This is a genomic window from Corynebacterium sp. AOP36-E1-14 (assembly GCF_052377495.1).
In the GTDB taxonomy this organism is placed as follows: Bacteria; Actinomycetota; Actinomycetes; order Mycobacteriales; family Mycobacteriaceae; genus Corynebacterium.
Map to the genome: position 1 here is coordinate 1 of NZ_JBQSWV010000002.1, position 13,147 is coordinate 13,147.

The 13,147-nt window shown below is 70.0% G+C and carries 10 protein-coding genes; 7 read left to right on the forward strand and 3 right to left on the reverse strand.

Annotated elements, in window-relative coordinates; genetic code table 11:
• Nucleotides 1-63 precede the first annotated feature (63 nt).
• From ACT3TD_RS01240 to ACT3TD_RS01270, 7 genes are all read left to right on the forward strand, one after another.
• Nucleotides 64-3,516 carry an arabinosyltransferase domain-containing protein gene (locus tag ACT3TD_RS01240; RefSeq protein WP_444614756.1) on the forward strand — a complete coding sequence of 1,151 codons (3,453 nt, stop codon included), beginning with the start codon at nucleotides 64-66 and terminating at the stop codon, nucleotides 3,514-3,516.
• Nucleotides 3,517-3,971: 455 nt separating this feature from the next.
• On the forward strand, nucleotides 3,972-4,325 hold the full coding sequence (locus ACT3TD_RS01245) for a hypothetical protein (protein ID WP_441579430.1): 354 nt from the start codon (nucleotides 3,972-3,974) through the stop codon (nucleotides 4,323-4,325).
• A gap of 21 nt (nucleotides 4,326-4,346) precedes the next feature.
• Nucleotides 4,347-6,416 carry a M13 family metallopeptidase gene (locus ACT3TD_RS01250; RefSeq protein WP_301443220.1) on the forward strand — a complete coding sequence of 690 codons (2,070 nt, stop codon included), beginning with the start codon at nucleotides 4,347-4,349 and terminating at the stop codon, nucleotides 6,414-6,416.
• A gap of 10 nt (nucleotides 6,417-6,426) precedes the next feature.
• Nucleotides 6,427-7,314 (forward strand): hypothetical protein, encoded by an 888-nt coding sequence (locus ACT3TD_RS01255; protein ID WP_301443219.1) that lies wholly within the window; start codon nucleotides 6,427-6,429, stop codon nucleotides 7,312-7,314.
• The gene (locus ACT3TD_RS01260; RefSeq protein ID WP_441579429.1) at nucleotides 7,304-8,464 is read left to right on the forward strand and encodes a PrsW family intramembrane metalloprotease; all 1,161 of its coding nucleotides are present in this window, start codon (nucleotides 7,304-7,306) and stop codon (nucleotides 8,462-8,464) included. Before ACT3TD_RS01255 ends, ACT3TD_RS01260 begins: the two co-directional genes overlap by 11 nt.
• A 58-nt stretch (nucleotides 8,465-8,522) precedes the next feature.
• Complete coding sequence (locus ACT3TD_RS01265; protein ID WP_441579428.1) at nucleotides 8,523-9,023, forward strand: hypothetical protein; 501 nt, start codon at nucleotides 8,523-8,525, stop codon at nucleotides 9,021-9,023.
• Nucleotides 9,024-9,279: 256 nt separating this feature from the next.
• Nucleotides 9,280-10,929, forward strand: a complete 1,650-nt coding sequence (locus ACT3TD_RS01270; RefSeq protein ID WP_367620295.1) for a glycoside hydrolase family 25 protein — start codon at nucleotides 9,280-9,282, stop codon at nucleotides 10,927-10,929.
• 104 nt (nucleotides 10,930-11,033) lie between these two features.
• Here ACT3TD_RS01270 and ACT3TD_RS01275 read toward each other — a convergent pair whose 3' ends face one another.
• The 3 genes from ACT3TD_RS01275 to ACT3TD_RS01285 form a co-directional block, all read right to left on the reverse strand.
• Nucleotides 11,034-11,852, reverse strand: coding sequence for a VOC family protein (locus tag ACT3TD_RS01275; protein ID WP_301442265.1), 819 nt, complete (start codon nucleotides 11,850-11,852; stop codon nucleotides 11,034-11,036).
• Nucleotides 11,852-12,211: an RNA-binding S4 domain-containing protein gene (locus ACT3TD_RS01280; RefSeq protein WP_301442264.1), complete on the reverse strand. Its 360-nt coding sequence runs from the start codon at nucleotides 12,209-12,211 to the stop codon at nucleotides 11,852-11,854. Before ACT3TD_RS01280 ends, ACT3TD_RS01275 begins: the two co-directional genes overlap by 1 nt.
• Nucleotides 12,212-12,488: 277 nt before the next feature.
• Nucleotides 12,489-13,142 (reverse strand): LysE family translocator, encoded by a 654-nt coding sequence (locus ACT3TD_RS01285; RefSeq protein WP_301442263.1) that lies wholly within the window; start codon nucleotides 13,140-13,142, stop codon nucleotides 12,489-12,491.
• Nucleotides 13,143-13,147: the final 5 nt, after the last annotated feature.

Consider the following 13,147-nt stretch of genomic DNA (forward strand, 5'->3'; position numbering starts at 1 on the left):
CGCACGCGCCGTGCCCGACCACGGCTTAGGCCACACCAGACTCCTGCCGTAACATGTGCTGCTATGTCACGAGTCGAACATGAGGCGCCCGACGAGGTGTCTGAACAGGCCCCCGAGACGAACACCGGGGACAACCCTGCCCGGACGACAGCGGTCACGGTGGACCGTCTCAAGGCGCTGGCCGTCCTGTCGGGCATCGCGGCCCTCGTCCTGTTCTGCCTGACCCCCCTGCTGCCGGTCAATCAGGAACAGTCCAGCTTCTCCTGGCCGCAGGGCGGTGACCTGCGCAGCGTCGAGGCTCCGCTGATGTCCTACCACCCGGAGAACCTGGACATCACCCTGCCGTTGGCCGAGGTCCGCGACCTCAACGGCAACCAGACCACCGTGCTGTCCACCGTGCCGGAGGACGCCGAGGAGGCGACGCTGCGCGGCATGTTCGTGCGCTCCACGCCGGACGGACTGGACGTGGTCGTGCGCAACTCCGTGGCGCTGTCGGTCGACACCGAGACGCTGGAGAGCCTGCCGGACGACGCGCAGCTGCGCATCACCTCCGACTACGAGGGCACGCGCGCCTGGATCCCGGACGCCACCGACGAGGACGGCAACCCGCTGGAGGGCGGCTTCGGCGACGACATCCGCCCGATGCTGACCGGCATCTTCACCGAGATGACCGACAGCCCGGAGAACGCCCAGGCCGCGATCGACGCCGGCCTGCAGGTGGACGTGACCGTCGACTCGCGGTACACCTCCACCGCCAGCGGCATCAAGATCGCCGCGATGGTCCTCGGCGTCCTGTTCATGGTCGTCTCCCTCTGGGCGCTGCACCGCATGGACATCCTCGACGGACGCACCCGTACCCGTCGTCGGTTCCTGCCCGCCAACTGGTGGCGCCCGCGCTGGCTCGACGCCGTGGTAGGCGGCGTGCTCGTGGTCTGGTACTTCATCGGCGCCAACACCGCCGACGACGGCTACCTGCTGACCATGGCCCGGGCCAGCCAGGAGTCCGGCTACATGGCGAACTACTACCGGTGGTTCGGTGTGCCGGAGTCTCCCTTCGGCGCCCCCTACTACGACCTGCTGGCGTTGATGACGCACGTCTCCACCGTCTCGGTGTGGATGCGACTGCCCGTGCTGATCGCCAGCCTCCTGACCTGGATGCTGCTCTCGCGTGAGGTGCTGCCCCGCCTGGGTGCCAAGATCTCCCAGCGCAAGGTGGCGCACTGGACCGCCGCCGGCATGTTCCTCGTCTTCGCCATGACCTACAACAACGGTCTGCGTCCCGAGCCCGTCATCGCCCTCGGCGCCCTGCTGACCTGGGTCTGCATGGAGCGCGCCATCGCCACCGGACGCCTGCTGCCCGCCGCGATCGGCGTCATCGTCGCGACCCTGTCGCTGGCCGCCGGGCCGACCGGCCTCATGGCCGTCGCCTCGATCCTGGTCGCCCTGTCCGGGCTGATCCGTATCGTGATCCGTCGTCTGCCCCTGCTCAACGCGGGACGCGGCAGCTCGAAGAAGTCCGTCACCTGGGCCGTCCTCGCACAGATCGCCCCGTTCCTGGGCGCCGGCACCGCCGTGCTGATCTGCGTGTTCGGCGACCAGACGCTGAGCACCGTCATGGAGTCCATCGGCGTGCGCGGCCCCGTCGGCCCGTCGTTGTCCTGGTACGAGGAACCGCAGCGCTACACCGAGCTGCTCAAGCAGACGGTGGACGGCTCGTTCCCCCGCCGCTTCTGCGTCCTGATGATGCTGCTGTGCCTGGCCGTCGTCGTCGCCTCGATGCTGCGCAACCGCCGCGTCCCGGGCACGGCCCACGGTCCGGCGCTGCGTCTGACCCTCGTGATCGTCGGCACCATGTTCTTCATGACCTTCACCCCCACCAAGTGGACCCACCACTTCGGTGTCTACGCCGGCATCGCCGCCGGCCTGGCGGCGCTCGCCGCCGTCGCGGCGTCCAGCATGGCGATGCGCTCGGCACGTAACCGGATCGTCTTCCTCGGCGCCTGCCTGCTGCTGTTCGCCTTCACCCTCGCCGGCACCAACGGCTGGTGGTACATCGCCAGCTTCGGCGTGCCCTGGTACGACAAGCCCGTCCAGATCGCCGGTTTCGAGATCTCCACCGGCATGATGGTGCTCTCCGTGCTGGTCATGCTCGTCGGCGTGGTCATCGGCTTCCTCAACGACATCCGCGAGGCCAACGCCACCACCGACGCCGAGCTCAAGGAGGTCGACCGCCGCGAGGCCGCCCAGGCGCAGCGCTTCGCCGGTGTCGCCGCCGCCCCGATCGCCGTACTCACCATCCTGGTCGTGGTGTTCAACCTCGCCTCGCTGGGCAAGGGCTTCATCTCCCAGTGGCCGGCGTACTCCATCGGCAAGGGCAACCTGACGGCCCTGACCGGCAACACCAGCGGCCTGGCCGGCGACGCCCTCGTGGAGTCCGACACCAACGACTCCTTCCTCGACACCGCCGACGGCACCGACTTTGCCGACTCCCTCACCAGCGAGGGTTCCCGCGGCTTCGGGGAGAACAACATCCCCAACCGCATCGAGGAGAGCTCCGGGTCCGAGTCCGGCTCCTCGCCGCAGACCTCCGCCGTGGACACCAACGCCTTCGGCTCCAGTGAGGACGACGAGGACGTCACCGACACCGGCCCCGGCGGCGGGCTGAACTCCCTGGAGGGCGCCAACGACTCCTACGCCCAGCTGCCCTTCGACATCGACCGCACCCAGGTCCCGGTCGTCGGCTCCTACACCGACGGGCTGCAGCTGCAGGCCGAGACCACCACGTCCTGGTACTCCCTGCCGGAGCGCAGCGAGGACTCCCCGCTGCTGATCGTCTCCGCCGCCGGCGAGATCTCCCACCTGGACATGAACGGTGTGCGCCAGTACGGCCAGGAGCTCAAGCTGGAGTACGGCCGCAGCAGCGGCGACGGGAGCAGCTCCGACGACTTCGAGGTCATGGGCGAGCTGGAGCCGTTGGACATCGGCACCGCACCGCAGTGGCGCAACCTGCGCTTCCCGATGGACCAGATCCCGGAGGACGCGGACGTGGTGCGCATCCAGGCCGCGGACATGAACGTCACGCCGGACCAGTGGCTGGCCTTCACCCCGCCGCGCGTGCCCACCCTGGCCCCGCTGGACGACGTCATCGGCGACGCCCCGACGCTGCTCGACTGGTCCGTGCCGCTGCAGTTCCCGGCGCAGCGCCCGTTCAGCCACTACGCCGGAGTCGCCGAGGTGCCGGAGTACCAGATCTCCCCGGAGCACGACGCCAAGAAGGCCCACGCACCGGTCATGGACTACTACGGCGGCGGCGCCGGCGGCCTGGTCCAGATGAGTACCCGTGGCACCGAGATGTCGACCTACCTCGACAACGACTGGCAGCGCGACTGGGGTGTGGTCACCAAGCTCACCCAGTTCTCCTCGAGCACCGGCGAGGAGCCCAAGGCGGTGGACCTCGACATCGAGACCGAGAACCGTTCGGGTCTCTGGTCGCCGGGGCCGATGCGCCTGAGCTAGGCGGTACCGGCAGGAACCGTTGACGACGGTTTCCGTCCGGCCCCGGGCACGAAGTGAGCACTTCGACCCCGGCGGCGGACGGAAACCGTCGTTGTGCGTCTGGGGGCCGTCCGGATTCCTTCGGGGTTCCGTCGGGGGCGGCTACGATGGCGGGCGGAGGGGATAGGTCATGGGGGAATCAACGACGCCGCCGACACCGCCGACACCACTGTGTTCACGGCCGTTCTGGCTGACCGCGGAACTCGTCGCCGCCGGACGACCTGACGGCGCTGCAGGCGTTGTCGCACCTGGTGCCGGACCTGGTCTACACCGGGCCGACCGCCCTGTTCCTCTACGACGAGCGCCCGATGCTCTTTGCCGGCGCGCGGCCTGGTGCCGTCCACCGGACGCGCCGGCACGCGGGACCGTCTACTGCTGCGCGCCCGCGACAGGAAGGGCACCGAACGTCACCGCAGGTGCCACGGCGTCACGGCGTCACGGTGGCCACCCCGCTGCAGGCGGCGGTGGACGTCCGGGCGTCCCACACCCCGACGTCCACCGACGGGGAGCTGCGACGATTCCCGACCAGGATGTACGACGGGGCGAAGGGCGACGACGTGCTCGCCGCCGACCTCGCCGTGCTGACCCCGGGCAAGTCCCACGCCGCGGCGGCGCAGTGGGGGTGGCTGGTGCTGCGCTACACCGACTTCTGCATCGGTCCCGGCGGGGTGGACTCCAGGATCGTCGCCAGACGGGCGAACCGCAGGTGGTCGGGGATTCCGCACTACCGTGACCCGGGGGTGTGGACGTTCCATCCGCAGCTGATCTGACGGATGCCTACAGTGGTGGCCATGACTGAGATCCCCGACAACATCACCGAGCGTTCCACCGGCACCGTCCCCGCGCCGGCGGACGACCTCTACCGTCACGTCAACGGCGCCTGGCTGGCGTCCCACGAGATCCCGGCGGACCGCGCCGTCGACGGCAAGTTCCACGAGCTGCGCGACCGCGCCGAACTGGACGTGAAGGCGATCGTGGCGGGCGCGGACCCGTCCACGCGCATCGGCGCGTTGTTCAGCTCCTACATGGACGAGGACGGTGAGCACGGCATCGAGCAGGCCGGCCTGTCCGTCCTGTCCCCGGACCTCGACCCGGTGCGGGACGCCCCGGACCTGGACGGCCCCGACGGACTCGTCGCCGCGCTCGCGCAGCTCGACCGGCACGGCGTCGGCGGCGTCGTCGGATTCTGGACGGAGAAAGACGCCGGCGGCAGCGGCCTGGAGGTCGCCTACCTGGTGCAGACCGGTCTCGGCCTGCCGGACGAGGCCTACTACCGCGAGGAGCAGCACGCCGAGGTCCGTGCCGAGTACCGGGCGTTCATCGAGCGCTTCCTGGGCCTGGTCGAGGCCACCGGCGGGCAGCCGCTGCCGGGCAGGTTCGCCGACGCCGACGCGTCCACCGCCGCCGACGCGCTGATGGCCTTCGAGACCGCGCTGGCCGCGGGCCACTGGGACACCGTGGCATCCCGCGACGCGGAGAAGACGCACAACCCCACCGCGCAGGACGCCCTGCCGTCCGGCTTCCCCTTCGCCGCCTGGCTCGACGGCGTCGGTATCACCACCGACGTCGCGCCGGAGGTGATCGTGAGCCAACCGTCCTACCTGGAGCACGTCGCCTCCCTGGTACCCGGCGCGGACAACGGCCGTGACCTCGACGAATGGAAGCTGTGGGCGTACTGGCGGGTGCTCACCGCGCGTGCCGGAAAACTACCGCGCGAGTTCTCCGAGGCCAACTTCGACTTCTACGGGCGCACGCTCTCCGGCTCCACCGAACAGCGCGACCGCTGGAAGCGGGCCGTGATGATGGTCGAGGGCGCCGTGGGCGAGGAGGTCGGACAGGAGTTCGTGGCCGAGCACTTCCCGCCCGAGTACAAGGAGCTCATGGGCGAACTCGTGGACTACCTGCTCGCCGCCTACCGTGACCGCATCAGCGAGCTGCCCTGGATGACCCCGCAGACCCGCGAACGTGCCCTGGAGAAGCTCGGCACCTTCCGCGCCCGCGTGGGCTACCCGGACACCTGGCGCGACTTCTCCGGCCTGGAGCTCGGCGAGCACGCAGGACGCGGCGAGAACCTGCTGGCCAACTACCGTGCCGCCTCCGACTTCAACCACGAGTTCGAGGTCGCCAAGCTCGGCAAGCCCAGCGACGGCGACCTGTGGTTCACCACCCCGCAGACCGTCAACGCCTTCTACAACCCGGTGCGCAACGACATCACCTTCCCCGCGGCGATCCTGCGTCCGCCGTTCTTCGACGCCGACCGCGACAGCGCCGACATGGCCGCCAACTTCGGCGCCATCGGCGCGGTCATCGGCCACGAGATCGGCCACGGCTTCGACGACCAGGGCTCCAAGTACGACGGCGAGGGCAACCTGAACTCCTGGTGGACCGAGGACGACCGCGCCGCCTTCACCGAACTGACCGACCGGCTCGTCACCCAGTACGACGGGCTGGTGCCCACCGGCCTGGCGCAGCGCGGCCAGACCGACCACAAGGTCAACGGTTCCTTCACCCTGGGCGAGAACATCGGTGACCTCGGCGGCCTCGGCATCGCCGTGGTCGCGCTGAAGAAGTGGCTCGCCGACCGCGGCGAGACCGTGGACTCCGCACCGACCGCCCCGGTCGAGGGGCTGGACGGCGAGTTCAGCGTCCTGCAGCGCTTCTTCCTGCAGTGGGCCACCGTGTGGCGCACCGCGATCCGCCCGCAGATGGCCGCGCAGTACGTGGCCATCGACCCGCACTCCCCCGGAGAGTTCCGCTGCAACGTGGTCGCCTCCAACGTCGCGGAGTTCTACGAGGCCTTCGGCGTGGACGCCGACAACGGCATGTGGCTGCCCGAGGAGCAGCGCGTGACGATCTGGTAATCTCCTGAGAATGCCGGTAGCACCGATCACCCCGGACCCGGGGGCGGACGGGTGGGGGCGTCCAGCACCCGGCCCAGTTTCCGGGTCTTTTTCTGGGCCTCCTTCTCTCCCGCCGAACGCCGATCCGGACGGACGCTTCCGTCCCGCGGCCGTCGGCGGGCACCGCACCGCGCGCTGGTTCATCCTCGTCGGCGTGGTGCTGGTGGCGCTCGTCGTCCCGTTCGCCGTGCCGATGAACCCGTCACCGGACACCGAACCGTACCTACTCAACGAGGCCGCCGCCGACAGCCTCCTGTCCTGGGACCACGACCCCCTCGACCTCACGGCCCTGGACCCGCAGTGCGTCGCGACCGGTGACGCGATGTTGCCCGGCACCCTGGAGGCCGAGTGCGCCGACCGGTTCGGCAACTACGTCGACCTCGACATCATGTCGATGAACGGGGTCGGCGACGAGGACGGGGACACCACGCAGGCCGCCCGGCGGTCCATGCGCGCCATCTTCTACGGCGACATGTCCGGCGCCACGTTCACCACCGTGGACGACTCCGACGCCGCCGACCTGCTGCACCCCACGCTCGCCGCGCGCACCACCGAAGTTCTGACCACCCCGGTGCTCGAACTGGAACCTACCCTGCTGAACGACCCCGACGGCTTCTTCGATGATTTCGAGGACGGCCTCCGCGAGCCCGCCTCGCCGGACACCCGCCCCGTGCAGTACGGCGACAGCGACGGCAGCGGCAGCGACGGCAGTACCGGGTCGGGGTTGTACACCGCCGCGGCGTCCTTCCTGCTGGACGGCCCGGAACGGGTCCTCTACACCGTCACGGTGACCGGCGACGACGCAGACGTCGTGGCGGCCGCCGCCGAGCAACTCCTGGGGAGCGTCCGTGCAGCATAACGGCAACAACGACCCCGGGGTCAGCGCCCGGGACACCACGCGGCAGGGCTGGCGCGTGATCGACGTCCCGCGTGCCCACCACGACTCCTTCCCACCGACGCAGCGTCCGAAACTCCGTCCCACCTGGGACGTCTTCGGGTGGACGTTCCTGGTCCTCACCGTCATCGGTCTGCTGGTGGCGGCGCTGAACCCCCTGATCATGATGATCTTCCCCGGGCCCGGACCGGTCGCCCTGTGTGCCCTGTACACCGTGGTCTTCACGGCCGTGATGTGGTTCCTGTTCTCCCGCCTGCTCATCTACCGGGGCACGCCCTGGCTGCTCGCCGCGGCCGCCGTGCTGTGGGGCATGACCGGCGCCATGCTGCCCGCCTTCGCCATCGGCGAGCGGCTGATCGACCTGTCCTACAGCTGGAACATCGACGAGATGGCCCTCTCCCTCGGCGGCGCCTACCCGGAGGAACTCTCCAAGGGGCTCGGGGTGTGGCTGCTGCTGCACCTGGGCCGCGCCTGGTGGAACCGGCCGTGGCACGGGCTCGTCGCCGGGGTGCTCATCGGCATCGGCTTCGAGGCCTTCGAGAACTTCGGCTACGCCATGATGCTGAGCTTCTACCACCCGAGCTCCGACCTGGCCGGGGTCTCGGAGATGTGGTTGTTCCGTCTGGTCGCCGGGCCGCTGCTGCACGGGATCTGCGCCGGGCTCGTCGGATTCGGCATCGGCATGGCCGTCTACGCCGCCGGGCTGACCTGGACGCGACGACTGAGCTGGGTGCTCGGCGGCGGCGCCGCGGGCTTCCTCGTTCACGCCGGATGGAATCTGCAGCTGGACTCCCTGACCGCCCAGATCGTGAACATGGTGTTCATCTGGACCGTCGGCGCGGTACTGCTCGTCACCGCGGTGGTGATCTCCACGAAGGAGGCCCGGGTGCTCGCAGACGCGGGACTGTACCCGGCGGCGAGCATCTACCAGCGCATTCCCGTCGCACCGGTGCGGCCGTTCCTGCCGCCGGTGGCTGCTCAGCAGGGCCAGCAGATGCCGCCGATACAGCCGATGCAGCAATTCCCGCAGCAGGCGCCGCCGTTCCCACCCCGGCAGTACCCGCCACAGCAGTACCCACAGCAGGGCCGGAACGGCCCGCCACAGCCCCGGTAGTACCGGCGTGCAGACCGGCACAGTTGTGTTCATTCCTGATATGACTATCATCGGCGCCATGACCATTCTCTCCAGCACGACCACTGCCCCTCGCCGCCCCCGATTCCGCCGCGCCGCCGCGACCGCTGCCGCGCTCGCCCTCACCACCGGGACGCTCACCGCGATCGCCGCCCCCACCGCCGGGGCCGCCACCGCGTCCTCCGCCTCCCCGGCGTCGTCCGCGTCCACCCTCCCGTCGCTGCCCGAACTGCCGTCCCTGCCTGAACTCCCGTCGCTTCCCGGCGGAACCGGTGCGACCGGCGGCCAGGACAACTCGAAGGCCACGATCAACGACCCGGGCCGCGTCGCCGGCGTCGCACTGGCCGCCGGTGTGGATCCCGGCGTGGTGGGTCAGCTGCTCGCCGACCCGGAGGCCACCATCGCCGCCGGCGAGCGTCTCGGCATCCCGCGCCAGACCGCCGTCTGGGCGGCGAACAACCCCGAGCAGGCTCTCGGCGCGGCACGCGCAGCCGGCATCGACCCGGCCTGGGCCGCCAACGTGCTCGCCGCCAACCTGTAGGAAACACCACCTTCCACCAGCACGAACCCTGGTCCTCCCCGCACCCGTCCCCGGTACCTCCCGGGCGGGCGCGGGGAGGACCTTTGACGTTCCTCCCGCTCCCTTTCCAGCGCCTTTCCCGGGCCTTCCCCGACTCTTCCCGTGCTCTGTGGCACCCCTGAGAAAACGACCTCGGCGCGGTGAGCAGCAGAAAATCCGACACGCGGTGCGCGTGTTACTAGTGTGAATGTTGTGAATCGTGTGTATCGTGTGGCGCATGTTGTCTCTCCCCTGGCGTCGATCGGCGCGCACCACCGTCCCCGCCCGACTCACCGCAGTGACCCTCTTCGGCTCAGCCGCAGCGGTCGCCGCACTGGTCGCCACCGACGTCCTCCCCGTGCCCACCTGGGCGCTCGACGGGGTCGACGTCGCGAGCCACCAGCACCCCGGCGACTCCGCCATCGACTGGCAGAGCGTCGCGGCGTCCGGCCAGAGCTTCGCCTTCATCAAGGCCAGCGAAGGCACCGGGTACGTCAACCCCTACTTCACCTCCGACTCCGCCAAGGCCTCCGCCGCCGGCGTGACCCCGGGCAGCTACCACTACGCCAAGCCCGGCGAGACCGACCCGCGTGCCGAGGCTCAGCACTACGCCGCGACCCTGGCCACCGGCGTCCAGCCCTCCCTGCCGCCGACCCTCGACCTCGAGGAGTCCGGCGGACTCGCCCCCGAGGACCTGCAGAACTGGGTCCGCGACTGGATCGACGAGATCAAGGTCCAGACCGGCCGCGAACCGATCATCTACACGTACCAGAACTTCTGGCTCAACGACATGGGCAACACCACGGAGTTCTCCGAGTACCCGCTGTGGCTCGCCTACTACAACCCCACCCTGCCGAACGAGATCCCCGGCGGCTGGGACGAGGTCACCTTCTGGCAGTACTCCTCCGAGGGCCAGGTCGACGGCATCTACACCAACGTCGACATGAACACCTATTACGGCACCGACGAGCAGCTCCAGGGCCTCACCGGCGCCCCCTCGGACGGCAGCGCCGCCGGCAACATCGTCGACGCACTCAAGCCGATCACCGATGCGGCACTCGGCCAGGCCGAGGAGGCCAACGACACCGAGCACCAGGAGGCCGCGGGCGGCGAGCCGGGCCTCGACCAGCCGCTGAGCACGGACCTGCTGGTCAACCTTCTCGGCCTGGTCGGCGGCGCCGTCGGCCCGGAGGCCGTCCTCGAGGCCGCGATGAACTCCGGCCTCGGCGAGGGCCTGGGCTCGGTCCTGGCGTCCTCCGGCATCGAGGCGCGCGACGCCGGCGAGACCATGCCCGTCGCCGCGATCGCCGCCCTCGTGCTCGGCGCCCTCGGCCTCGGCGCCGACGGTGGCGACATCGCCAACCAGGTCGGCGACCTCGTCGGCTCTCTCGTCGACGAGCAGGGCCAGCCCCTCGGCGACGGTGGCCCCGACATCTCCCGCCTCGCCGAGCTCATCGGCGGCGGCGACGTCACGCTCGACAGCATCCTGCGCCTGCTCACCGCCTTCGGCGCCACGGACTACGCCGCCCAGATCGCCAACGGCACCGTCGACACCGACGCCCTCCTGGCCCAGGTCAAGTCAGCTCCGGCGGCACCCGCGCAGGACGCCCCGGCCGCCGATGCGTCCGACGCCGCTGCCGACGCCGTCGCGTCCGACGCCGACCCGGAGGCGCTGCGCGCCGCGCTGGAAGGTGCCGGCGTGGACGCCGAGACCGCCGGCAAGCTCGCCGCGGACCCGGCCGCGACCGTCGCCGCCGCCGAACGCCTCGGCGTCGACCACGAGACCGCGTCCCGCTTCGCCTCGGACCCCGCCGGTGCGCTGCAGGCGCTGGACGAGGCCGGCATCGACCCCGTCGGTACCGCCCCCATGCTCGCCGCGCAGCTGTAGAACCCCACCCCGGGGGAGAGACACAACATACGACAACGCCCTGACCGGTGCTTTCGCCAGCACCGGTCAGGGCGTTGTCGTGCGTCAGTACGCGCCAGTCCGGGTCAGGGCTGGGGCGCGCCAGGGGCCATGATGTCGGGCTCGTGGATGTCCTCGAGGCTCTCCGGCGTCGGCTCGGCGATCTCGCAGAGGTTCACCAGCGCACCCGTCGGGTCGACGAGGGTGCACAGACGACCCAGCTCGGAGTTCCACGGGGCACGGACCAGCTTGCCGCCCAGCTTCTTGACCTTCTTCGCCGCCGCGTCCACGTCCACGCAGCCCAGGTAGAGGGTCCACATCGACGGGTTCTCGTCCAGCTCGCTGGTGTCCCACATGCCGCACAGCGGGGCACCGTTGTACTCGCCGGTGGCGTAGCGGAACTTGTCCGTGTCGCTGTGCTGACGGATGTCCCATCCTGCGAGGTCGTGGTAGAACTTCATCGTCGCGTCGAACTGCTCGCCGACGAGCAGCTCGTGCCACACCGGGGTCCCGGGCTCGCCCGCGGCGAAGAACGGCTCGTCGCCGGACGGCTGCTTGAGGCCCACCGTCGCACCCGACGGGTCGACGATCACGGCCATGCGACCGCGACGTCCCACGTTGCGCGGGGACAGCACGCTCGTCGCGCCCGCCTTCACCGCCTCATCGTGCACGGTGTCGATGTCCGGGGCGTACAGCAGCATGCCCCACAACGACGACTTGTCGTCCGGGACCTCACCGAGGCCGGCGACAGGCATGCCGTTCTTCTTGGCGACGAGGTAGCCGTCGCACTGCGTGTCGAACTCCCAGTGCAGGAGCTCGGTGTAGAAGGTCTTCGCCTTCTCCAGGTCAGTGGTAGCCAGGTCGATCCAGATCGGCATTCCTGGCTCCGCTACGAGAGCGGGCATCAGAGGTTCCTCCACTTGTCGGGGTCGAAATCGTCATCGGCAGTTGCTTCGTCGAAGTAGTCGTCATCGTCACTGGCACCGTCACCGTCCACACCGTCACCCTGGGTGACGACGCGTGCGGTGGCGACCGGGGTGGCGTCCTCGTCAAGGACAGCCACCTCGTCACCGGTGCGCAGATGACGTCCGCGGCGGGTGTCGGCCTCGCCGTTGACCGTCACCCGACCGGCGGCGATGACCTCCTTGGCCGCGCCGCCGGAATCGACCAGGTTCGCCAGTTTGATGAACTGGCCGAGCCGGATGTCGTCACCGCGGACGGAGACGTCCTGCGCCGGTACCTTGTGCTCTTCTCGCTCAGGCATGCCGACCATCCTACGACTCCGCGCGGTGCGTGGGAAGTCCAGCCGGAATATCGTTACCAAACTTGCGGGGCACGGGGTGTGCGCTGGGAGTTTCAGGGCGCTCACGGGCGGCGCTCATGGTGGTTTCCGCCTGCGTGGTGGGGCGCTGCGCACCGGAGACGGTGGCCCTGTGCCCCGCGCCGATTGAATTGTCGCCCGCCCAGGCAGGGTTTCGGGCAGAACAGCTACCTGGAAGGGTGATCCGGCCGCATGTGACGGCCAGGAGCGCCGGGGACGGTCAGCGCAGCAGCGCCACGGTCTCCATGACTCCTTCGCCGACCAGGATCACGCCGAGAACGAGGAAGACCGCGCCGGCGACGATGTCGATCCACGGCCCGGCGGCCTGGAGGCGTCGCGACAGCGCAGGCACCGACACCATCACGGCGACGAGGACGAACCAGGCCACGCCCGTGACCAGCATCATCAGCAGAACGACCAGACGCATTCCCCACCCGGTGTCCGGCGGCACGAAGCCGGCGAAGACCGCGCCGAAGAACACCAGCGCCTTCGGGTTGGCCAGGTTCGTCATCAGCCCGAGCCGCCACGCGGTGGCCGTGGAGACCTTCTCAGCGGTGGTGGCCGTCACGGTGGTCCCGGCGGAGCGTCGTTCGGCCAGACCCCCGCGCAGAGCGCCCTGGCCCATCCACAGCAGGAATCCGCCGCCGACGAGGAACAGGACCGTCAGCACCCACGGGAAGGCGTCCACCAGGGCGGACAGGCCGACCATGCTGGCGAGGATCCACAGGGTGTTGCCGCTCATGATGCCGAGGGCGCAGGCCACCCCGTTGCGCCGGACGGCACCGAGGCGCAGGATCTGGACGAGGTCGGGCCCGGGCGACGCGATGGCGAGCAGCCACGCGACGAGGATGCTGAGAAGTGCGCCGCCGGTCATGGGGA